This is a genomic window from Nocardiopsis sp. N85, assembly GCF_028882275.1.
GTDB classification, from domain to species: Bacteria; Actinomycetota; Actinomycetes; order Streptosporangiales; family Streptosporangiaceae; genus Nocardiopsis; species Nocardiopsis lambiniae.
In genome coordinates, this window is the sequence record NZ_JARBUT010000005.1 from 185,481 (window position 1) to 207,058 (window position 21,578).

Consider the following 21,578-nt stretch of genomic DNA (forward strand, 5'->3'; position numbering starts at 1 on the left):
TGATCGACGTTACGGTGACGCGGACCCCCTGATGCTCACGCGGTGTGCCGCGATCTCCCTCCGAAGTCGCGGCACACCCAGCACCCTAGGGGATCCGTGAGGGGGCCCGGTCGATCCACGGCGTGGCACCGGGCACACGTCACGCGACGCCCAGCTTCTCCAGGATCAGTTGCCGGGCGCGACCGGCGTCGGCCTGCCCGCGGGTGGCCTTCATCACCGCGCCCACCAGCGCTCCGGCCGCGGCGACCTTGCCGCCGCGCACCTTGTCGGCGGCGTCGGGGTCGGCGGCGATGGCGGCGTCGACGGCCGCGCCCAGCGCGCCGTCGTCACTGACGACCTTCAGCCCTCGGGCCTCCACGACCGTGTCGGGCTCGCCCTCACCGGCCAGGACGCCCTCGACGACCTGGCGGGCCAGCTTGTTGGTGAGTGCGCCCTCGGCGACCAGGGCGATGATCCGTGCCACCTGGGCGGGGGTGATCGGCAGGGCCGACAGCTCCACCTCCTGCTCGGTGGCGCGGCGCGACAGCTCGTTGAGCCACAGCTTGCGCGCCTCCGCGGAGGGGGCGCCGGCCGCGACGGTCGCCTCGACGAGTTCGACCGCGTCGGCGTTGACCAGGTCGCGCAGCTCGGTGTCGGTGAGGTCCCACTCGGCGCGGATCCGGGCCCGCTTGGCGGCGGGCAGCTCCGGCAGGGTGGCGCGCAGGTCCTCGATCCACTCCGCGGACGGGGCGACCGGGACGAGGTCGGGGTCCGGGAAGTACCGGTAGTCCTGCGCCTCCTCCTTGCTGCGACCGGACACGCTGGCTCCGGTGTGCTCCTGGAAGTGGCGGGTCTCCTGCACGACCTTCAGCCCGGCGTCGAGGACACCGGCCTGTCGCTCGATCTCCGAGCGGACGGCGCGCTCGACCGAGCGCAGGGAGTTGACGTTCTTGGTCTCGCTGCGGGTTCCCCACTCGGAGGCGCCCCGCTCGTTGATGGAGACGTTGACGTCGCAGCGCATGGAGCCCTCCTCCATGCGCACGTCGGAGATGCCCAGCGAACGGACCAGGTCGCGCAGCTCGGCGGCGTAGGCGCGGGCGACCAGCGGGGCCAGGACACCGGTGCCGGTGATCGGCTTCGTCACGATCTCCAGCAGCGGGATGCCGGCGCGGTTGTAGTCGACGATGGAGTACTCGGCGCCGTGGATGCGACCGGTGGCCCCGCCCACGTGGGAGGTCTTGCCGGTGTCCTCCTCCATGTGGACCCGCTCGATCTCCACACGGAACTCGCGGGGGCCCTCGGGGGTGTCCACCGTCACGTTCAGGTACCCGTCGACGCAGATCGGCTCGTCGTACTGGGAGATCTGGTAGTTCTTCGGCATGTCCGGGTAGAAGTAGTTCTTCCGGGCGAACCGGCCCCACGGGGCGATGGAGCAGTTGAGCGCGAGCCCCAGCCGGACGGCCCCCTCGACGGCCTTCTCGTTGACCACCGGCAGGGAGCCGGGCAGCGCGAGGCAGACCGGGCACACCTGGGTGTTGGGGTCGGCCCCGAACGCGGTGGGGCAGGAGCAGAACATCTTCGAGGCGGTGCCCAGTTCGATGTGGGTCTCCAGGCCGAGCACGGGCTCGTACCTGGTCAGCGCCTGCTCGTAGGCCACCGGAGAGGGGTCACCGTTCGTGGCAGTGCCAGGAGTTACCGCGTGGGCCATCGCCGCAAACCCGTTTCCGTAGAGGACGTACCTTCCAGGTCAGCCTACCGAGCGCGCGGGGGTGGAGCGCCCGCCCTCGGCCCCGCGTGGGAACGACGCATGTCACGTCATGTGCACGATCAGGCCACTGTAGAGGTGTCAGACCGTCACCGACGGTGCCGGACCGTTAGTCTGAGTGCTCCGAGAAGACGATTTCGCCGGTCGACCCGATGGTCCGTCCGCCCTCCGTACAGGAGCTGCACATGGACATCCCGCGTCGGTGCGCCGCATTGCTCTCATCGGTCGTCCTCGTCACGGTCCTGGCCGGTACCCCGGCCGCGCTCGCCGACGATTTCTCCCGTGTGGACCGCGAACCGGTGGCCGGGGTCGAACTGACCCCGGTCGGCGGTGGAACCGTGGCCACGGCGCTGTACAGCCTGCGCATCGGGAACGACGACTCCGTGCGCGCCTACACGACCTCACCCGACGGTGAGGTCCGTCGACGTGCCGCCTACGTGGAGTCGGACTGGTCCGGCGTCCCCGCGTGGGCGGGCGGCGCGACCGAGGCGGCCCCGGCCGACCGGGCGCACTGGATCGTCACCCACTCCTACCCCGCTCGGGACCTGGTGTCCCTGAGCATCGACGCGGGGCTGCCCCCGATGCGCGAGGACCAGGCGATCGCGGGCACGCAGGCGGCCCTGTGGCGGGTGCTGTCCGACACCGAACCGGACCGCGAGGCCAACGACCCGACCGTGCTGGCGCTGTACGACCACCTCATGGTGGGCGCGCTCGCGCCGGAGGAGAGCCCGGCGGCACCGTCCCTCAGCGTGTCCCCCGAGCACGTGGACGCGGTGGGACCCGAGGAACCGCTGGGACCCCTGACCGTGTCGAGCGCCGGTGACGAGCCGATGCCGGTGTCGTTGGGCGGGGCGCCCGCCTCGTGGCTGGTGGACGCGGAGGGCCGACAGGTCACCCACGCCGTGGACGGCGACGAGTTGTACCTGCGGGTGGAACCGTCGATGCCCGCCGGAGTGGTGTCGCTCCACGTGCACGGCGAGGACATCCCCCTGGCCGAGGGCGGGCTGTTCACCGGGCGCGACGGTGTGCGCACCCTTCCACTGGTCACCGCCGAGGCCGGTACGGCGACGAGCACGGCGACGGCCACGCTGACGTGGCACGCTCCGACACCTTCGACCGAACCGGCGTCCCCGACGCCGGAACCCCCGACCGAAACCCCGGAGCCGACCCCGCAGGAACCACTCGCCGAGGCAGAACCGAGCGAAGAGGCCGTGTCCACCGAGGATGACCGAATCGTGGGCGACGACCTCCCCAGGACCGGCACCTGGTTGTCCGGGTTGCTGGTCATCGCGGGTGCCCTGGTGGTATCGGGCCTGATCATCCTTATTCTGGGGCGTAAGCGACGCGAGTGACCCCCACTTCGTTGCATAACATTCGGCCATAATGCGGCTTTGCGCAGGTGGATTTTTTTCTGGGCCGTATCGGGTCACATTTTTCGCGAACCGGGTTGGAAGTGGCGAACCGTATCGCTAGTATCGGGCGGGCGATCGGCCTTGTGCGGCATCCCGACGGCCCGCCCCCGCGAGACGGCGAATCCGGGCCCGGGCGCGCCGCGCCCAATCTCCGCTCCCAGGGCACCACGCCCCCTGACCCCGAGACGTGGTCCACCCGACCCGGACGCACGAGTGGCGGCCTCGCACCGCCTCCGCACGGCCCTTCGCACCCGGACCCCGCCGCGGCTCCCCGCTCCGGCATGGTCCGACATCATCCGGTTACCCCTAGACCGGTCACCCCTAGACGACACCGGGATACGACTTGACTCAGATCTCCCTCCCCCGCACCGCCGGGCGCGCGGGCCTGGCGGCCACCGCCGCGGCCTTCCTCGCCTTCGGCATGGCCGCTCCCGCGGCCGCCGAGCCGGCCCCGTACGAGGGCGCCGTCACCGGCACCTACATCGGCAACGCCGAGAACGGCCCCCAGGTCCACCTCGACGGTGGCAACGCCCCGACCAGCCTCTTCAAGCTGGAGCTGGAAGACGGCACGGTCCTGACGACGTACTGCATCGACTTCCGCACGAGCATCGTGAGCAAGGCGAAGTACGTCGAGGACAAGTGGGACAACTACCCGGGCAAGGGCGACTTCGCCGAGCCCGCCAAGGTCCACTGGATCCTCCAGAACTCCTACCCGAACGTGAGCGCCGAGGAACTGGGCGCGGCCGCCGGGGTCGAGGGTCTGAGCAAGGCAGACGCCCTGGGCGGCACCCAGGCCGCCATCTGGCACTTCAGCAACGGCATGGACCTCAAGAACAGCGGCAACAGCGCCGGCGTCAAGAAGGTCTACGAGTACCTGGTCGGCAACGCCCAGGACCTGCCGCAGACCTCCGAGCCCGACGCGACCCTGAGCATCACCCCGGGTACCGCCGAGGGTGAGGCCGGCTCCAAGGTCGGCGCGTTCGTCATCGAGACCAGCGCCGCCTCCGTCCCGGTCGTCCTCGACGCCCCCGAGGGCGTCACCCTGGTCGACCTGGAGACCGGCGAGCCGGTCACCGCCGTCGAGAACGGCGACAAGGTCGCCTTCGACGTCCCGGCCGACGCCGCCGCCGGCAACGCCTCCTTCTCCCTGGAGACCACCGCCGAGGTCGCCACGGGCCGCCTGTTCAAGGGCGAGGACCCGAACAAGCCGACCCAGACCCTGATCACCGCCAAGGGCGGTGAGACCAAGGTCTCCGCTTCGGCCTCCGCCTCCTGGACCGCCAAGCCCGAGGTCCCCCCGACCGACGAGCCCAGCGAGCCCACCGAGGAGCCCAGCGAGCCGACCGAGGAGCCCAGCGCCCCCGAGTCCCCGGCCCCGTCGGAGTCCCCGTCCGTCCCGGAGTCCCCGAAGCCGACCCCCCCGGCCGATGACCGCCCGAGCCTGCCCGTCACCGGCGGCGCCCTGGCCGGCCTCGTCGCAGCCGGCATCGCCGCCCTCGGCGCCGGTGGCGGTGCGATCTACCTGAGCCGCAAGCGCAAGGCCGCCTCCACCCAGGAGTAGGCACCGCGTCCCAGGCGAGGGCCCCCTCTTCCGAGCAGTCGGAAGAGGGGGCCTTTCGTGTACACCATCCGCCCCAGCCGCGCGTCTTCCTCTTGGAAGTCCCATGCCCGCGCACAGGAGGCGCGGCGCGACCACACCTCATCGGCTCGGTGGGGGACATCCCGCATCACCGACATCGGTCGGGCGGTCATGCCCGACCGGTCTCCCCCGCTCACACTCCTCACGTGCTCCCAGGCCGTACCGGCGCCCTTGACCCCGCCCACGGTCGGAGCCGTAGAACCCAAGGAACAGACGTGACGAACGTGTCCCTCCCCCTTGCCCTCGGGCGTACGACCGTCGCCGCGGGCGCGGCCTCCCTCCTCGCCCTCGGTCTGGCCGCCCCGGCCGCCGCGGACCCCGACACCTACGAGGGCGCCGTTCGGGCCCAGTACACGGGCCCGGCCCAGAAGGGCGCCGACGTTCGCGTCGACGGCGTCAGGCAGAACACCATGCTCTTCACCCTGAAGCTGGAGGACGGCAGCACGTTCACCACGTACTGCATCGACCTGGAGACCGGCATCCGCGGCGATGCCTGGTACCGCGAGGACGACTGGGCGAACTACCCGGGCAAGGGTGACTTCGCCTCCCCGGGCAAGGTCCACTGGATCCTCCAGAACGGCTACCCGACGATCTCGGCCGCGCAGTTGGCCGAGAACGCCGGCGTGACCAACTCCCGCTTCAAGGAGGAGCACGCCATCGCCGCCACCCAGGCCGCGATCTGGCACTTCACCAACGGCGCCGAGGTCACCGCCAACGACCCCGAGGGCGTCAAGAAGGTCTACGACCACCTGGTCGCGAACGCCGTGGAACTGCCCCAGGAGCCGGGACCGGCGCTGAGCGTCACCCCGGGTACCGCCGAGGGTGAGGCCGGCTCCAAGGTCGGCGCGTTCGTCATCGAGACCAGCGCCGCCTCCGTCCCGGTCGTCCTCGACGCCCCCGAGGGCGTCACCCTGGTCGACCTGGAGACCGGCGAGCCGGTCACCGCCGTCGAGAACGGCGACAAGGTCGCCTTCGACGTCCCGGCCGACGCCGCCGCCGGCAACGCCTCCTTCTCCCTGGAGACCACCGCCGACGTCTCCGCCGGGCGTCTCTTCAAGGGTGAGAGCGACAAGCCGACCCAGACCCTGATCACCGCCAAGACCGAGAAGGTCACGGTGTCCGCTTCGGCGTCCGCCTCCTGGACCGCCAAGCCCGAGGTCCCCCCGACCGACGAGCCCAGCGAGCCCGAGTCCCCGGCCCCGTCGGAATCTCCGTCCGCCCCGACCTCTCCGTCCCCGGCCCCGTCGGAGTCCCCGTCCGTCCCGGAGTCCCCGAAGCCGACCCCCCCGGCCGATGACCGCCCGAGCCTGCCCGTCACCGGCGGCGCCCTGGCCGGCCTCGTCGCAGCCGGCATCGCCGCCCTCGGCGCCGGTGGCGGTGCGATCTACCTGAGCCGCAAGCGCAAGGCCGCCTCCACCCAGGAGTAGGCACCGCCTGAATCATCGGGCCCCTTCCCCATCGGGAAGGGGCCTTTGTCGTTCAGTGAACAGACAAAAGGCTCAAGTGCGGACACAGTGCACTTGCGTCACTACCGAGGGTTGGCCGCCGAGAGATGAATCGCTACCATCGGCCCCGTATCCCCGAACGGAACAGGTACCGCCCTCCCCTCCGTGCTCCGCTCCTCCACTCCACGCCCCACCGGAAAGTGATATGTGAACGTGCCGCTCTCCCGTGTGATCCCCGCCGCGTTCGCGGCCACCGCCCTGGTGCTGGGCCCCTTGGCCCTTCCCGCCATGGCCGAATCCGTGCGCGGTCGGTACACCGGTGTCGACGAACACGGTCACGGGATCATCATGCGGGGCGAGGAGTTCACCACCACGGGCACGTTCAGGGTGGACCTGGGGGATCGGACGCTCACCACCTACTGCATCGACTTCCGGACCGGCATCGTCGGCGACGCCTGGTACCGGGAGGACGAGTGGGCGAACTACCCCGGTGAGGGCGACTTCGGCGAACCCGGCAAGGTCCACTGGATCCTCATGAACTCCTACCCGGTGGTGGACATCCCCGATCTGCGCAAGGCGATCGACACCCCGGGCCTGTCGAAGGCGGAGGCCCTCACCGCCACCCAGGCGGCGATCTGGCACTTCAGCAACGGCCTCGACCTGGTCGAGGTGGAGCAGAACCCGGACATCACGGCCCCGGTGAGCGAGGAGGAGGTGATCCGGCTCTACGACCACCTGGTCGAGAACGCCGAGGAACTACCCGACGAGCCCCCGTCGACCCTGTCCGTCTCCCCCGACCTGGGATCGGGACTGGCCGGGGGGACGGTCGGCGCCTTCACCGTGGAGACCAGCGCCGACGCCGTGCCGCTGGAGCTGGACGCGCCCGACGGTGTGGAGATCGTCGACCTCGACAGCGGGGCGACGGTGGAGTCCGTCTCCGACGGCGACCGGATCGGGTTCGCCGTCCCGGCCGACGCCGGGGCGGGCGAGGCCGAACTCACCCTCGCCGCGGAGGCCGCCGTGCTCACCGGCCGGCTCTTCAAGGGCGAGGACGAGGACGAGCCCACCCAGACCCTGATCGCCGCGGCCGACGGTGAGATCACCGTCTCCCGCACGGTGTCGGTGGTCTGGGACGAGGCGGGCGGCACCCCGCCGCCGATCGCGGCCCCGTCGGCGAGCCCGGTGTCCGCGGCCGGCGAGGAGAGCCGCCTGGCGCTGACCGGCGGGGCCATCGCCGCCCTCGTCGTCGGCGGCCTGGCACTGCTCCTGGGCGGCGGCGCGTTCGTCGTGCTGAGCCGCCGCAGGAGGGCCTCCGACGGTCGGACCCCGACCCCCTGAGCCCGGGGTCCGGACCGTACCCCCCACGGCCCGGGCCCCGTTCCCCTTCCGCGGACACGGAAGCGCCCGCCCGCCCCGAGGGCCGGCGGGCGCTTCGCGCGCGGACGCCTAGGCGTCGACCGCGTACGGGCTGCGGGCGATCAGGGCGCCGTCCCGATCGGTCAGGGCGCGCTCGACCGCCGCCGCCACCCGGTAGGCGCGGTCGTCGGCCAGCGGCGGGGCCATGATCTGAAGGCCCACCGGCAGCCCGTCCTCCGGTGCCAGTCCGCACGGCACCGACAGCGCCGCGTTGCCCGCCAGGTTGGACGGGATGGTGCACAGGTCGGCCAGGTACATCGCCATCGGGTCCTCGGCGCGCTCGCCGATCGGGAACGCGGTGGTCGGCGTGGTCGGCGAGACCAGTACGTCCACGTTCTCGAAGGCGGCGTCGAAGTCGCGCTTGATGAGCGTGCGGACCTGCTGGGCGCTGCCGTAGTAGGCGTCGTAGTACCCGCTGGACAGCGCGTACGTCCCCAGCATGATGCGGCGCTTCACCTCCGGGCCGAAGCCCTGGGCGCGGGTCAGCGACATGACCTCCTCGGCGCTGCGGGTGCCGTCGTCGCCGACGCGCAGGCCGTAGCGCATGGCGTCGAACCGGGCCAGGTTCGACGAGCACTCGCTGGGCGCGATGAGGTAGTACGCCGACAGGGCGGCGTCGAAGCTGGGGCAGGACACCTCGACGATCTTGGCGCCCAGGGACTCCAGCAGTTCCAGGCTCTCGTGGAAGCGCTGACGCACACCGGCCTGGAAGCCGTCGCTGTCGAGTTCCTCCACCACGCCGATGCGCAGGCCGTCGATCTCGCCGTTGCGGGCGGCCTCGACGATCGGCGGCACGGGGGCGTCGATCGAGGTGGAGTCGAGCGGGTCGTGCCCGGAGAACGCCTCCTGGAGCAGGGCCGCGTCGAGCACGTTGCGCGCGAACGGGCCGGGGGTGTCCAGGGAGGACGCGAACGCGATCATGCCGTAGCGGGAGGAACCGCCGTAGGTGGGCTTGGCGCCGACCAGGCCGCACACGGCTGCGGGCTGGCGGATGGAACCGCCGGTGTCGGTGCCGGTGGCCAGCGGGGCCTGGAACGCCGCGACGGCCGCCGACGACCCGCCGGAGGAGCCGCCGGGGATGCGGGAGGTGTCCCACGGGTTGCGGGTGACCTGGTAGGCGGAGTTCTCGGTGGAGGAGCCCATCGCGAACTCGTCCATGTTGGTCTTGCCCAGGATGACCAGCCCGGCCTCGCGCAGGCGCGCGGTGACGGTGGCGTCGTAGGGCGGGTGCCAGCCCTCCAGGATCCTGGAGGCGGCGGTGGTGGGCATGTCCTTGGTGACGAACACGTCCTTGTGGGCGACCGGGACTCCGGCGAGCGGGCCCAGCTCCTCGCCGGCGGCGCGGCGGGCGTCCACCGCGCGGGCCTGGTCGAGGGCGGTCTCCCGGCGCACGTGGAGGAAGGCGTCGATCTCGCCGTCCACGGCCTCGATCCGGTCCAGGTAGGCGGTGGCGGCCTCCTCCGCGGAGGCCTCGCCCGTCTTGATCGCCGTGCCGAGGTCGGCCGCGGTGAGGCTGACGATGTCGCTCATGGCTACTCCTCCTCCCCGAGGATGCGCGGAACCCGGAACCGCTGGTCCTCCACGGCCGGGGCGCCGGACAGGGCCTGCTCCGGGGTGAGGCAGGGCCGGGCCTCGTCGGGACGGAAGACGTTGGTCAGCGGCAGGGCGTGCGAGCTCGGCGGGATGTCGCCTTGGGCGACCTCCTGCACCTTGGCCACGGCGGTGAGGATGTCACCGAGCTGGGCGGCGAGCGTGTCGAGCTCGCTCTCGTCGAGCGCCAGCCGCGACAACCGGGCGAGGTGCGCGACCTCATCGCGGGTGATGGCGGTCATGAGTGACTTAACCGTTTCTTCGGCGGACGGACTGTCCCGTCAATCCTATGGCTCCGTCGTCGTTGCCGGTGCCGGTCGGCCGGGGCCGCGATCCGGATCACCCCGAGGTCGGGGCCCCTGTGGACACCCCTCGGTGGGCGGTCAGCCAGGTGAGGGCCTCGTCGGCGGGCATCGGCGGGGCGAAGTGGTGCCCCTGGGCGGCGTGGCAGCCGGTGCCCCGGGCGGCCTCGGCGAACTCCCGGGTCTGCACGCCTTCGGCGGTGGCGCGCATGCCGAGCGCGTTGACCAGCGCGATGGCGGCGTGGACCACCGTCGGACCGTTGCCGGTGCCGTCGGTGAGGCGGGCGGTGAACGACTCGTGGATCTTGACCTCGTCGAGCGGCAGCCCGGCGAGCTGGACGAGGGTGAAGTGGCCGGTGCCGAAGTCGTCCAGTGCCAGGCCCACGCCGAGCCCGCGGAGTCGGTGGACGGCCGCCGTGGCCGCTTCGACGTCGGTGATGAGGGCGTGTTCACCGATCTCCAGCACCAGGCGTTCGGGCGGGATCCCGTGCTCGGCCAGCGCGGAGGCGACGGTTTCGGGCAGGGAGGGGTCGAGGAGTTCGCGCACGCCCAGGTTGACGGAGACGGGCAGGCGCACCCCCTGTTCCCGCCATTGCGCGAGGCGGGACAGGGTGATGTCGAGGACCTGCCCGGTGAAGGCGCGGAACAGGTGGGACTCCTCCACCACCGGCATGAACTCCTCGGGTCCGAGCAGCCCGCGCGTGGGGTGGCGCCAGCGGGCGAGGGCCTCCATCCCGACGGGGTGTCCGTCGTCGAGGCGCACCTTGGGCTGGTAGTGCATTTCGAGGGCGCCTTCGGTGAGGCCTCGACGGAGTTCGCTGAACAGGCTGAGCCGGGCGGTGGAGTTGCGGTCCTTGCCGGGGTCGTAGGACTCCACCCCGGAGCGGGCGGACTTGGCGACGTACATGGCGACGTCGGCGCGCTGCATGAGGTGTTCGAAGTCGACGGCGTCCTCGGGGTGGAGGGCGATGCCGATACTGGCCTCCAGGTCGAGGTCCATGCCGTCGAGGCGGACGGGTTCGGTGAGGGCGCCGCGCAGGCGGGCGGCGACCTCCGCGGCCGCCTCGATGTCGCGGATCTGGGGCAGCAGCACCGCGAACTCGTCGCCGCCGAGCCGGGCGACGAGGTCGCCGGGGCGGACGCTGTGGGTGAGTCGGCCGGCGACGATCTGGAGGAGCCGGTCCCCGGTGGGGTGCCCCAGGGTGTCGTTGACCTCTTTGAACCGGTCGAGGTCGAGCAGGAGCAGGCCGACCCGGCCGCCGCGGCGGCGGGCGGCGTCGATCTCCTGGTGGGCGCGCAGGGTGAGGAGTTTGCGGTTGGCCAGGCCGGTGAGTTCGTCGTGGTTGGCCTGGTGATCGCGCTTCACCGACAACAGGGCGCTGGTGTAGAGGGCGCCCAGGGGCAGGGCGAAGAGCGGAACGTACAGCACCGAGTGGGTCATGGCGACGGCGACGAGGGGGGCCATGCCGATGAGGACGGCGTTGATCTGGATCTGGCGGCCGAGGCCCTTGGCCATGGCCTGTCCCAGGGGAACGCGTTCGTGCATGGCGACGGCGCAGATCACCAGGATCCGGTTGACCAGGAAGTAGGTGATTCCGGCCAGCCCGATGGCGAGGAGCGCCTGCCCGGCGGGCACCCCCGTGGCGGTGCCGCGCAGGGGCGCCAGGACCAGGCGCAGGACGGCGTCGGCGGCGCCGAGGGACAGGGTGTACTGGGCGGCGTTGAAGGCGATGCGGTGGGCGGCGTGGCCACGGACGAACCCGGCGACGACGGTGGCGACGACCTGGACGAGTCCGGCCAGGGGCAGGCCTTGGAAGAGGATCAGGGCCAGGGAGAACGGCAGTGAGGTGGGCGCGCCGCTGCCGGGGGACCGCCCGGGGATGGAGATGGGGCGCAGTTCACCGAAGAGGACCATGCCGAGCAGGACCCACGTGAGCGGTTCGACCGCGTACGGGAGCAGGTCGGGCCCGGCCCACAGCAGGGCGGCGGCGAGCAGGAGCGTTCCGGCGGCGACGGTGCCGGCCATGTACAGCCACAGCGGCGTCCCGATCCGCGGGCCGATGTCCCGGGTACTGATGGGGTCTCTCATCCGTTGTGTCCTCGTGAGGGGGACGCGGAGATCGACGGCATCGGCCGTGCCGCCGCTCCTGATGGTTCGGCCCTCGGGCGCGGTCACCCCTCCATGACCGAATCCCGGGTTCGGTGGTGTCCGCTTCGCGGAGCACACTGTCCACCTTACGCCGCTTCGTCACCAAGTGTCGTCCGACAGGAACTATCAGTTAACCAAGACGTGGGTCGATTGTGGCGCGAACCAGGAAAAAGAAACGGCGGTCCGGAACGGATTCCGACCCACGGACCATCGGACGGACGTGCGTGTCGGATGGCGTCCGGACCGCCGCGCGGACGCGACCCCTCAGGCCTCGACCGCCTCCTCCCGCTGCTCATCGGCTTCGTCGCCGGCCTCCGGCGGGTTGATCCGCGCCTTCTCCGCGGCCTCCGGGCCGGCCTCCAGCAACACCCGGAAGCCCTGCTCGTCCAGGATCGGCACGCCCAGCTTGACGGCCTTGTCGTACTTGGAGCCGGGGCTGTCGCCCACCACCACGAATCCGGTCTTCTTGGAGACCGACGCGGTGGCCCGGCCACCGCGTTCGGCGATGGCCTCCTTGGCCCCGTCCCGGGTGAAGCCCTCCAGCGAGCCGGTGACCACCACGGTGACCCCCTCCAGGAAACGCGGTCGGTTCTCGTCGACCTCGTCCTCCATGCGCACGCCGGCCGCCGCCCACTTGGCGACGATCTCCCGGTGCCAGTCGACCTCGAACCACTCCTTGATGGAGCGGGCGATGGTCGGGCCGACGCCGTCGACCGCCGCCAGTTCCTCCTCCGAGGCCGCCCGGATGGCGTCCATCGACCGGAAGTGGCGGGCCAGGTCCTCGGCGGCGCGCGGGCCCACGTGCCGGATGGACAGCGACACCAGGACCCGCCACAGCGGCCGCGCCTTGGCGATCTCCAACTGCTCGAACAGCTTCTCCACGGTCTTCTTGGGCTCGCCCTTGAGATTGACGAAGAAGGAGACGACCTTGGCCTCGCCCGTCTTGGGGTCGGTCTTGGGCTCGGAGGTGTCGGGGTCGAGGACGTAGGTGCGGATCGGCAACAGCTGCTCGACGGTGAGGTCGAACAGGTCGCCCTCGTTCGCGAGCGGCGCCTCGGTCGGCTCCAGCGGCTGCGTCAGCGCGGTGGCCGCCACGTAGCCGAGCGCCTCGATGTCCAGCGCCTTGCGGCCGGCCACGAAGAACAGGCGTTCGCGCAGCTGGCCGGGGCAGGAGCGGGCGTTGGGGCAGCGCAGGTCGACGTCGCCCTCCTTCTGCTGACCCAGTGGGGTGCCGCACTCGGGGCAGACCTCCGGCATCACGAAGGGCCGCTCGGTGCCGTCGCGCTTCTCCAGCACCGGGCCGACGATCTCGGGGATGACGTCGCCCGCCTTGCGCAGCACCACCGTGTCGCCGATGAGCACGCCCTTGCGCTGGACCTCCTGCGCGTTGTGCAGGGTGGCGAACTCGACCTCGGACCCGGCCACCGTGACCGGCTCCATGACGCCGTAGGGGGTGACCCGGCCGGTACGGCCCACACCCACCTTGATGTCCACCAGCCTGGTGGTGACCTCCTCGGGCGGGTACTTGTAGGCGATCGCCCAGCGCGGGGCGCGGCTGGTGGATCCCAGCCGCCGCTGAAGCGAGAAGGCGTCCACCTTGATGACGATGCCGTCGATCTCGTAGTCGGGCTCGTGCCGGTGCTCCTGGTAGTGGGAGACGTAGGCGCGCACCTCGTCCATGGAGGACACGACCCTGTAGCGGTCGCTGAGCGGCAGTCCCCACTCCCCGAGCAGGGCGTAGGCCTGCGACTGGCTCGTGAAGGCGACGTCCTCCGAGCCCGGACGACCGTTCCCGCCGCCTCCGGCGGGAACATAGGCGCCCACGCCGTGCACGATCATCGACAACGGCCGGGTGGCGGTGACCCGCGGGTCCTTCTGCCGCAGCGATCCGGCGGCGGCGTTGCGCGGGTTGGCGAAGGGGGTGTGCTCGCCGGTCTCGGTGATGCGCCGGTTGAGCGCCTCGAACGCCTCGACCGGCAGGAACACCTCGCCGCGCACCTCCAGCAGCTCCGGTGCGGGGCGCACGCTCTCGTCCAGCCGCTCGGGCACGACGTCGATGGTGCGGATGTTGAGGGTGATGTCCTCGCCCACCCGGCCGTCGCCGCGGGTGGCGGCGCGCACCAGGCGGCCCTTCTCGTAGACCAGGTCCACGGCCAGACCGTCGATCTTCAGCTCGCACAGGTAGGCGTCGACGGGCACCTCGGCCGAGGCGCGGTCCGCCCAGGCGTTCAGCTCGTCGGAGTCGAAGGCGTTGCCCAGGCTCTCCATCCGCACCAGGTGCTCGACCGCCGCGAAGTCGACGCTGATGGGGGCGCCGACCTTCTGGGTGGGCGAGTCCTGGGAGATGAGCTGCGGGTACTTCTCCTCGATGTCGCGCAGCTCGCCCATGAGGGCGTCGTACTCGGCGTCGGAGACGATCGGGTTGCCCAGGTAATAGCGGTAGCTGTGATCGTCCAGGTCCCTGGACAACTCCTCGTGCCGGTCGCGCGCCTCGTCGGGGATCTCGCTGGTGTTCTCGGGCGCCACGTGGCCGCCTTTCCGTCTCGTGCTCGTCTACGACCTGCGGGGCTCGTCACGAAGGACCCGGGCCCCGTCCCGCGCGGCCCGCAGGGCCGCCCGGGCGTGGTGGGGGGAGGCGCCGGCCAGCCCGCAGGCGGGGGTCGTGACCACCGTCCGTGAGAGCAGGTCGGGATCGAAGCCCAACCGGTTCCACAACTCGCGTACGACATCGACGTTAGCGGCGGGGTCGGACATTCGGGCCTGCTCGGAGGGGGTGGGATCGACCGCCGGAACGACGCCGAGCAGCAGCCCGACACCGGCCTCGACGGCGGTGCCGACCATGTCGTCGTGACGACGGTCGAGCAGTCCGGCGTCCAGGCTCAGCGCTCGCGCGCCGCTGCGGCGCAACAGGTCCAGGGGCGCGTTTTCGGCGCAGCAGTGGACGACGGGGACGGCCCCGGCGTCGGTGATCGTCGTGAACAGGGTGCGCAGCGTCTCCTCCACGCGGATCCGGTCCACGGCGCGCAGCCGGCCGTAGCCGCTGGCGGTGGGCAGGGCGCCGAGCAGGACGGCCGGCAGGGAGGGTTCGTCGATCTGCACGAGGAGGCGGGCGCCGGGCACCCGTGTGCGGACGTCGGCGAGGTGGGCGCGCACGCCTTCGAGGTGGGAGGCGCAGAGATCGCGGTACGCGCCGGGGTCGGCGATCACGCGCTGGCCGTTGCGCAGTTCGGTGGAGGCCGCCATCGTCCACGGACCGGCCGCCTGGATCTTGAGTGCGCCCTCGTAGGCGTGGGCGTGCTCGGTGAGGACGTCCAGGTCGCGGGAGAGGAACCCGTGGGCGCGGTACAGGTCGCGGCCGGGGGTGTCGGCGACGCGCCACCCGGTGGGCTGCACCTCGACGGGGAACTCCACCAGCAGTCCGGCGGTGCGGCCGATCATGTCGGCGCCGACGCCGCGTCCGGGCAGTTCGGGCAGGTGGGGAAGGTCGGGGAGTTCGCCCAGGACGGTGCGGACGGCCTCGTCGGGGTCCTCTCCGGGCCACGACCCGACCCCGGTGGAGGAGGCGGTGGGCCAGGGGTAGGGGTGCTGTTCGCTCACATCGCCCAAGGTTAGGGCAAGGACGACCCGGGGTACGGCGCGGCGCGGCCGCGCCGGGTCAGGTGGTGGTGGCGCGTTCGGAGGCCGGGGAGGCCTCGTCGGTCCGCGCGGTCCCGCTCGGCTCCGCCGTCCCGGCCTCCCCGTCCGGTTCGACACCGGCGTCGGGGGCCCGCGGGTCGTCTGCCACGCGGGACGCTCTACGGCGGCGGAGGAGCACCATGACGGTGACCAGGGCCGCGGCCACGGCCACGACCCCGATCGCGGTCCACGGGGAGTCCAGGAACAGCGTGAGCCAGGTGCCGACGATCCCGGCGATGACCATGCCCCACAGGCCCGCCCAGGCCAGCCCGCCGACGAAGACGGCGGCGAAGTAGCGCGGGAAGCGCATGCGCACGACGCCCGCGGCCAGGTTGATGGCGGTCTGCATGCCCACGGTGAAGAAGCTCAGGGTGACCACGGGCGCCCCGTAACGGTCGACGAGGTTCTTGGCCCGGTCCAGGCGCGGACCGAGCCGGGTCCCCATACGGCTGCGGTTCACCCCGGCGCCCAGCCCGCGGCCGATCCAGTACGTCGCGGGCGCGCGCAACAGGATGACGACGAGCAGCGTGAAGTAGACGACCCAGAAGGGTTGACCTTCGAGGAAAGCGAACTGGGGCATGGACGGGTCTCCCAACCTTGACCCCATCACTTTGCATTGCCTTACCTAACCCCGGCAAGAGGCGAAGAGCGGAAAGTGACCGAAAACCTGTCCTGCTTTGCCCGGTTTGTCCTGGGACTCCTCCACCGGGCCCCGGGACACCGTCAGACGGAGGCGGAGGCGCGGGCGGTGACCGCGATGGTCGCCGAACCCAGCACCGTGTCGCCCTTCCCACCGTCGTAGACCACCACGGCCTGACCGGTGGCCACCCCGGTGGCGGGCTCCGCGAGCCGGACCACCAACTCCGGGCCGGCCCCCCCCTCGCGCTGGTGTGCCGTCGCCGGGTACACCTCGCCGTGGGCGCGCAACTGCACGTGGCAGGCCGTGGGCTCGGTGAGCGGCTCCGAGCCGCTCCACACCGGCCGCACGCCCGTGATCTCGTTGACCCGCAGCGACGTGCGCGGCCCCACCGTCACCGTGTTGTTCACCGGCTCGATGGACAGCACGTACCGGGGATCGGGCGCCCCGCCCAGTCCCAGTCCCTTGCGCTGGCCCACCGTGAAGGCGTGCGCGCCCCTGTGGGTGCCCAGCACGTTGCCGTCCTCGTCGAGGATGTCACCCGGCCGCTCCCCCAACCGGCGGTTGAGGAAGCCGGCGGTGTCGCCGTCGGCGATGAAACAGATGTCGTGGCTGTCGGGCTTGTCGGCGACCGCCAGCCCCCGGCGCTCGGCCTCGGCCCGCACCTCGTCCTTGGTGCAGTCGCCCAGCGGGAACATGGCGTGCGCCACCTGTTCGGCGTCGAGCACGCCCAGCACGTACGACTGGTCCTTGGCCTCGTCGACGCTGCGCACCAGGCGCCCGTCGATCTTGCGGACGTGGTGCCCGGTGGCCACCGCGTCGAAGCCCAGCGCGATCGCCCGGTCCAGCACCGCCTCGAACTTGATCTTCTCGTTGCAGCGCAGGCACGGGTTCGGGGTGTTGCCGGACTCGTACTCGGCGACGAAGTCCTGCACGACCTCCCGGTCGAACTCCTCCGACATGTCCCACACGTAGAACGGGATGCCGATGACGTCGGCGGCCCGGCGGGCGTCGTGGGAGTCCTCGACCGTGCAGCACCCGCGGGCGCCCGTGCGGTAGGACTGAGGATTCTTGGAGAGCGCCAGGTGGACACCGGTGACATCGTGGCCGGCCTCGGCCACACGGGCCGCGGCGACCGCGGAATCGACCCCGCCCGACATGGCGGCCAGTACACGCAAAGTCATAGTGGTTCCAGCCTATGCGCCCCGCGAGGGTGTGCGGGGCGGGTGTGGTCGTCCGCTTCTGCGAAAATCGACCCATGGCTCTGTTCCGTCGTCGCCGCTCCAACGACACCACCGATTCGACCGCCGCCATCTCCGCGTTCTGGGATGCCTGGCCGACCCTGCGCGAACCGCTGGCCGAGGCCGTCGAGGCGGACCGCCCGGCACCCGACGAGGTCGCCGAGCGGGTCACCGCCCTGGTCAAGGCGGTCCATCCGGACCTGGACTGGGAGGCCGGCCCCGCTCCGAGCACCCCGGAACCGGGTCTGGAGGACCTCGACCTCTCGATGGACGTCGACCCCGACGAACTCCTGGAGCGCTTGGCCGCGCTCGACGACCCCGCCGCCTTCGGCCAGGGCCCCGCGCACGCCCTCACTCTGCGACCGGGCCCCTCCGACGACGCCCGCATCCAGTCCGAGCGCTGGACGCGTTCGGCTCCGGACGACGACGCCTGGGCGTTCCTGCCGGCCCGCCCCGCCGACCACGAGAGCCTGACCGGGACCGTGCGCTGGGACGACCACGAGCTCGACCTGACCCACGTGTCGGTGTCGATGCGGGTCGACCACGCCACCGGGCGGATCGAGGTGGGCGTCTACCACCCCGACAACATGTTCCTGTCCGAGGACGTGCGCCGCGCCCTGGCCGACCACGTGGTGCTGCTCGCCCTGGGAGAGGACGAGTCGGTGCGCCGCATCGGCACGGTGGTCCCGCTTGAGGAGTCCCCGCTGGACCCGCTGCCGCCCACCTCGATCCCGGCGGCGGTCCGACAGATGATCGACATGCTCGGCGGCGGCAACGACGGCTGGGTGACCCTCAAGGCCACCAACCTGCGCCAGGACCAGCTGGTGCTCTCCGCCCGGCACCCGGTGACCCGGCGTGACTTCCCGGCGTTCACGCTCGCCGTGCAGGTGCTCGTGCCCTACACCGACAAGGGTTCCGACGGGCAGCCCGACGGCGCCTCCGCGGTCGCCCTCCAGGAACTGGAGTCCCGCCTGGCCCGGCTGCTCGACGACAACGGCGCGCTGTTCCTGCGGAGCACGCTGTCGGGTCGCAGGGACCTGATGTACTACCTCGACCCGGAGTCGGACGCGCTGGCCCCGTTCGAGGAGGAGCTCAAGAGCTGGTCCGAGGGGGATCTCAAACTGAGCAGCAGGCTGGACCCGGACCGGGCGGTGTTCGCCGCCGCCCTGCGTCCGTACCGCCGTTTCCTCCAGGGGTGAGGCGCGTCCCCTTCACCTGCCGTTGACCCTCGACCGACCCGGTGCGGACACGGTCCCTCCGTGGTCGGCCGTGAGGTCAAGTCCGAATCCCACGTTGCACATCTGGCGCTCAAGCCTCGACAGGCGTAACGTTGCCTCCCCGCCAGGAGGATGATTCGGCCTGATGGACGGTGTGCTTCCCCGTGCTCCCACGGGCCGACCACGGCTCGCCGCGGTCGGTGCGATCCTCATCCTGTGCCTGGTCGGCGCCCCCCTCATGTCGCTGTTCCCGTTGGGCGTGTGGGACGTCTCCCGCGCCCTGACGATGAGCGACGCGGGTCTGGGGATGTTCCTGCTCACACCCGTGGTCACCGGGGTCATCCTGCTCATGGTGTGGCTGGCCACCCGCTGGCTGGAGGGGTTCGGCGTCGAGCACGCCCTGACCTGCGCGGTCCTGGTGACGGGCACCGCGATGACCGTCCCCGTCGTGGTGGCCTTCCTCGCCCCGGAAGCCACACCGCTGTCCGGCGGCGTCACCGTCAACATCGCCTTCCTGACGGGGGCGATCACCACCCTGGGTCTGGGCGCCGCCATGGTCACCGCGTGGCTACCGGGAAGGCACAGACCCGGTGCGCTGCCCGCCCTGGTGCTCATCTGCGCCCTGCTGGCGATCCTGCCGGTCCTCTCCGAGGAACTGCGCCGGTACACCGCCGCCGAGGGCTCCCGCGACCTGCTCATGGAGTACGGGCGACCGATCGCCGTGCTGGACCACCCCGGCTGGACCCTGGCCGCGGCCCACCGGACGCACCAGGGGCTGCGGTTGACCTACCGCGGCGCCGACGGGTCGCCGTTGTACGTCGTCACCTGGAACGACGCGGCGGTCGCCGAGGGCATCGCCTCCGGCTGCGAGTACCCCGGGGTGTGGTGTCGCGACCTCGACGGCGTCCTCATCGTCCACCACTCCGACGGATACCCCAGCGAGCTGCGCGTCCACCTGGACGACGGTTCGATCGTGAGCCTGGTGCCCGACACCGGCACACCGGCCGATCCGACCTCCACGATCCACCACCTGCGCCCGGAGTCCCCGGGAGAGCGCGAGGTCCTCGCCGAGGGGATCACCTCCCGTTCCTGGCGCTGAACGCGCGGGGGCGCCGGGGCGGGGCGCGGGGTCGGCGGAGATCGAGGCGGCCGCACGCAGGCGTCGGCGCGGGGGCGGGCACCACCGGCGGAACCGCGAAGGTCGATCCGGTGGCGTGCGGTGGCCTCCCCGAGCGGCCCGCCGGGTCCGGCGAGGATGACCCGTCGGCGTCGGTCGGCGGGTCGTACCCGTCGGAGAGGCCACCGCGCATCCTCACGGTCGGTCGTCGCGTTCGGCGAGTTCCTTGAGCGAGGCGAGCCTGCGTTCCCATGTCTCGCCGACCCTTTGCAGGTCACGGCCCAACGCGCTGAGCCGCCCGCCCACCGCCCGGTGCACGACCTCGCGCCCCTGCCGCCGCGACTCCACCAGGCCGACGGCCCGCAGCACCTCCAGGTGCTTGCCCACCGCCTGCCGGGTGATGGGCAGGTCGGCGGCGAGCGCGGACGCCGAGGCGGGTTCGCGGCCCAGGCGGACCAGGATGTTCCACCGCGTCTCGTCGCCCAGGGCGGCGAACGCGGTGGCGACGTCGGTCCCGCTCATCCCCGTGCTCCCGCCAGGTGCTCCGCGAGGCCGGCGAAACCGCCCTCCCAGCCGTCGGTCTCGGCGGCGGCCTCCTCTGGATCGGCGAACCCGGTCTGGGTGACGGTGAGCAGCGAACCCTCCCCCGAGGCCCGCACCTCCAGGACGACCAGGGTGGAGTCGTCGCCGGGGTCGGTGTCGGTCTCGCCGGCGATGCGGTAGGCGAACCGGCGGGGCGCGACGGCCTCGACCACCCGGCCTCGGAAGGTGCCGTGCTCGTCCCAGCGCAGTTCCATGGGCGCGCCGGGTTCGGCGACGAAGTCGGCGCCGTCGAAGGCGTACCAGCCGACGAAGCGCGCGGGTTCCGTGATGGTCTCCCACAGGCGTTCGGGCGTGACATCGACGTGCACGGCCCGGCGCACGGCGAGCGGGTCCAGGTGGTCGCGGGCGGCCGCCAGTTCGATCTCCCAGCCCTGGGCGTTCTGCTCGAACCGGCGCCGCCGGTAGGCCTCGGTGCCGCCCAGGGTGGCGAACCCGCTCTCGACGACCCGCAGCCGGACCCCGCCGGCGGGGAGTTCGTCCAGGTGGAACTCGACCAGGGTGGAGGCGTCGGTGTCGTCGTCCAGCCACCGGAAGGCGGCGTAGCGGTGCGGGTCGAGCTTCTCCGTGCGGATGCGGAAGTCCCCGTGCACGGGGTCCCGGACGATGTCGATGTCGCCGTCGCGTTCGATGGCGTGGTCGATGATCGCCCCGTCGTTGATGAACCAGCCCGGGCGGGTGATCAGGGCCCACACCCGGGTGACGGAGGCGTCGATGTCGATGGCGCGTTCGATGCGGTCGATGTCGTCGATGTCGTCGATCATGGGAATCCTCTCCTTTGAGCGCAACCCCAGGGTTGCACTTTGATCGCCAACACGCAACCCTCAGGTTGCACTTTCGCGGTACGCACCCGTTCCCGAGCCACCCCGGCGACCCGTTCCCCCCGAAATGTCCGAGCGCCGCGACAGGCTTCCCTCATGACCCGGCGACGCATCCGCGAGCACGCGGAGCGCGTCCGGCGGAAGGAGAGAACATGTCGTTCCAGGCGTACCTCGACACCATCGAGGACAAGACCGGGCTGACCCCCCGTGAGTTCGTCTCGCTCGCCCGGGAGCGCGGCTTCGACACCCCCGACACCAAGGCCGGGGTCATCCTGACCTGGCTCAAGGAGGAGTACGGCCTCGGGCGCGGCCACGGCATGGCCCTGGTGCACGTCATCAAGAAGGGCCCCGAGATCAACGCCGAGCACGTCGGCACCACGGGGTCGCACCGGGACGAGTCCGCCACCCTCTGGCTCGACGGCAAGGCCACCCGCCCCTGAGGTCCCCTCGGGCGCTCCGCCCGCCTCCCGCGCGTACCGGTGGCGCGGGCGGGGGCGACCGCCGTGGTGTCACACCGTTCCATCACCGGGGCGTTCGCCTCGGGACGATCGGACGACGCGGACCGCGAGGACC

General features: G+C 71.7%; 17 protein-coding genes. 7 read left to right on the top strand and 10 right to left on the bottom strand.

Features of this window, described 5'->3' with window-relative positions:
• Window positions 1–139: 139 nt before the first annotated feature.
• Complete coding sequence (gene gatB, locus PWG71_RS09720) at window positions 140–1,636, bottom strand: Asp-tRNA(Asn)/Glu-tRNA(Gln) amidotransferase subunit GatB (protein WP_274809251.1); 1,497 nt, start codon at window positions 1,634–1,636, stop codon at window positions 140–142.
• Between the two features lie 293 nt (window positions 1,637–1,929).
• On the opposite strand from gatB, the gene PWG71_RS09725 reads away from it, so the two are divergent.
• The 4 genes from PWG71_RS09725 to PWG71_RS09740 all read left to right on the top strand — a co-directional run bounded on the left by PWG71_RS09725 (window position 1,930) and on the right by PWG71_RS09740 (window position 7,578).
• A complete protein-coding gene (locus PWG71_RS09725) occupies window positions 1,930–3,096 on the top strand; it encodes a Cys-Gln thioester bond-forming surface protein (RefSeq protein WP_274809252.1) in 1,167 nt (388 codons plus the stop codon).
• Between the two features lie 403 nt (window positions 3,097–3,499).
• Window positions 3,500–4,717, top strand: a complete 1,218-nt coding sequence (locus PWG71_RS09730; protein WP_274809253.1) for a thioester domain-containing protein — start codon at window positions 3,500–3,502, stop codon at window positions 4,715–4,717.
• A gap of 293 nt (window positions 4,718–5,010) precedes the next feature.
• The gene (locus PWG71_RS09735; RefSeq protein WP_274809254.1) at window positions 5,011–6,222 is read left to right on the top strand and encodes a thioester domain-containing protein; all 1,212 of its coding nucleotides are present in this window, start codon (window positions 5,011–5,013) and stop codon (window positions 6,220–6,222) included.
• Between the two features lie 231 nt (window positions 6,223–6,453).
• The gene (locus tag PWG71_RS09740; protein ID WP_274809255.1) at window positions 6,454–7,578 is read left to right on the top strand and encodes a thioester domain-containing protein; all 1,125 of its coding nucleotides are present in this window, start codon (window positions 6,454–6,456) and stop codon (window positions 7,576–7,578) included.
• A gap of 108 nt (window positions 7,579–7,686) precedes the next feature.
• Here PWG71_RS09740 and gatA read toward each other — a convergent pair whose 3' ends face one another.
• The 7 genes from gatA to mnmA form a co-directional block, all read right to left on the bottom strand.
• The gene (gene gatA / locus PWG71_RS09745) at window positions 7,687–9,186 is read right to left on the bottom strand and encodes an Asp-tRNA(Asn)/Glu-tRNA(Gln) amidotransferase subunit GatA (protein WP_274809256.1); all 1,500 of its coding nucleotides are present in this window, start codon (window positions 9,184–9,186) and stop codon (window positions 7,687–7,689) included.
• 2 nt (window positions 9,187–9,188) lie between these two features.
• Window positions 9,189–9,488, bottom strand: coding sequence for an Asp-tRNA(Asn)/Glu-tRNA(Gln) amidotransferase subunit GatC (gene gatC / locus PWG71_RS09750; protein ID WP_274809257.1), 300 nt, complete (start codon window positions 9,486–9,488; stop codon window positions 9,189–9,191).
• 97 nt (window positions 9,489–9,585) lie between these two features.
• Entirely contained in the window at window positions 9,586–11,637 is a 2,052-nt protein-coding gene (locus PWG71_RS09755) for a putative bifunctional diguanylate cyclase/phosphodiesterase (RefSeq protein ID WP_274809258.1), read from the bottom strand.
• A 324-nt stretch (window positions 11,638–11,961) separates the two neighbouring features.
• On the bottom strand, window positions 11,962–14,223 hold the full coding sequence (ligA, locus tag PWG71_RS09760) for an NAD-dependent DNA ligase LigA (RefSeq protein WP_274809259.1): 2,262 nt from the start codon (window positions 14,221–14,223) through the stop codon (window positions 11,962–11,964).
• Between the two features lie 27 nt (window positions 14,224–14,250).
• Window positions 14,251–15,294, bottom strand: coding sequence for a methionine synthase (locus PWG71_RS09765; protein ID WP_274809260.1), 1,044 nt, complete (start codon window positions 15,292–15,294; stop codon window positions 14,251–14,253).
• A 58-nt stretch (window positions 15,295–15,352) separates the two neighbouring features.
• On the bottom strand, window positions 15,353–15,952 hold the full coding sequence (locus tag PWG71_RS09770) for a DedA family protein (protein ID WP_274809261.1): 600 nt from the start codon (window positions 15,950–15,952) through the stop codon (window positions 15,353–15,355).
• A gap of 143 nt (window positions 15,953–16,095) precedes the next feature.
• Window positions 16,096–17,193, bottom strand: coding sequence for a tRNA 2-thiouridine(34) synthase MnmA (mnmA, locus tag PWG71_RS09775; protein ID WP_274809262.1), 1,098 nt, complete (start codon window positions 17,191–17,193; stop codon window positions 16,096–16,098).
• Between the two features lie 74 nt (window positions 17,194–17,267).
• Here mnmA and PWG71_RS09780 point away from each other — a divergent pair, with 74 nt between their 5' ends.
• A complete protein-coding gene (locus PWG71_RS09780) occupies window positions 17,268–18,449 on the top strand; it encodes a DUF695 domain-containing protein (RefSeq protein ID WP_274809263.1) in 1,182 nt (393 codons plus the stop codon).
• Window positions 18,450–18,612: 163 nt separating this feature from the next.
• Complete coding sequence (locus PWG71_RS09785; RefSeq protein WP_274809264.1) at window positions 18,613–19,566, top strand: hypothetical protein; 954 nt, start codon at window positions 18,613–18,615, stop codon at window positions 19,564–19,566.
• A 213-nt stretch (window positions 19,567–19,779) separates the two neighbouring features.
• On the opposite strand, the gene PWG71_RS09790 is transcribed toward PWG71_RS09785, so the two are convergent.
• Both PWG71_RS09790 and PWG71_RS09795 read right to left on the bottom strand, forming a co-directional pair.
• On the bottom strand, window positions 19,780–20,106 hold the full coding sequence (locus PWG71_RS09790) for an ArsR/SmtB family transcription factor (RefSeq protein ID WP_274809265.1): 327 nt from the start codon (window positions 20,104–20,106) through the stop codon (window positions 19,780–19,782).
• Window positions 20,103–20,948, bottom strand: coding sequence for an SRPBCC domain-containing protein (locus PWG71_RS09795; protein WP_274809266.1), 846 nt, complete (start codon window positions 20,946–20,948; stop codon window positions 20,103–20,105). The genes PWG71_RS09790 and PWG71_RS09795 overlap by 4 nt, the downstream gene beginning before the upstream one ends.
• Before the next feature lie 209 nt (window positions 20,949–21,157).
• On the opposite strand from PWG71_RS09795, the gene PWG71_RS09800 reads away from it, so the two are divergent.
• A complete protein-coding gene (locus PWG71_RS09800) occupies window positions 21,158–21,445 on the top strand; it encodes a DUF4287 domain-containing protein (protein WP_274809267.1) in 288 nt (95 codons plus the stop codon).
• Window positions 21,446–21,578: the final 133 nt, after the last annotated feature.

Excerpts from the sequence above, each read along its gene's own strand:
- PWG71_RS09725 (WP_274809252.1), top strand. The coding sequence starts at position 1,930 with ATGGACATCCCGCGTCGGTGCGCCGCATTGCTCTCATCGGTCGTCCTC.
- gatA (WP_274809256.1), bottom strand. The coding sequence starts at position 9,186 with ATGAGCGACATCGTCAGCCTCACCGCGGCCGACCTCGGCACGGCGATC.
- gatC (WP_274809257.1), bottom strand. The coding sequence starts at position 9,488 with ATGACCGCCATCACCCGCGATGAGGTCGCGCACCTCGCCCGGTTGTCG.
- PWG71_RS09755 (WP_274809258.1), bottom strand. The coding sequence starts at position 11,637 with ATGAGAGACCCCATCAGTACCCGGGACATCGGCCCGCGGATCGGGACG.
- PWG71_RS09770 (WP_274809261.1), bottom strand. The coding sequence starts at position 15,952 with ATGCCCCAGTTCGCTTTCCTCGAAGGTCAACCCTTCTGGGTCGTCTAC.
- mnmA (WP_274809262.1), bottom strand. The coding sequence starts at position 17,193 with ATGACTTTGCGTGTACTGGCCGCCATGTCGGGCGGGGTCGATTCCGCG.
- PWG71_RS09780 (WP_274809263.1), top strand. The coding sequence starts at position 17,268 with ATGGCTCTGTTCCGTCGTCGCCGCTCCAACGACACCACCGATTCGACC.
- PWG71_RS09785 (WP_274809264.1), top strand. The coding sequence starts at position 18,613 with ATGGACGGTGTGCTTCCCCGTGCTCCCACGGGCCGACCACGGCTCGCC.
- PWG71_RS09790 (WP_274809265.1), bottom strand. The coding sequence starts at position 20,106 with ATGAGCGGGACCGACGTCGCCACCGCGTTCGCCGCCCTGGGCGACGAG.
- PWG71_RS09795 (WP_274809266.1), bottom strand. The coding sequence starts at position 20,948 with ATGATCGACGACATCGACGACATCGACCGCATCGAACGCGCCATCGAC.
- PWG71_RS09800 (WP_274809267.1), top strand. The coding sequence starts at position 21,158 with ATGTCGTTCCAGGCGTACCTCGACACCATCGAGGACAAGACCGGGCTG.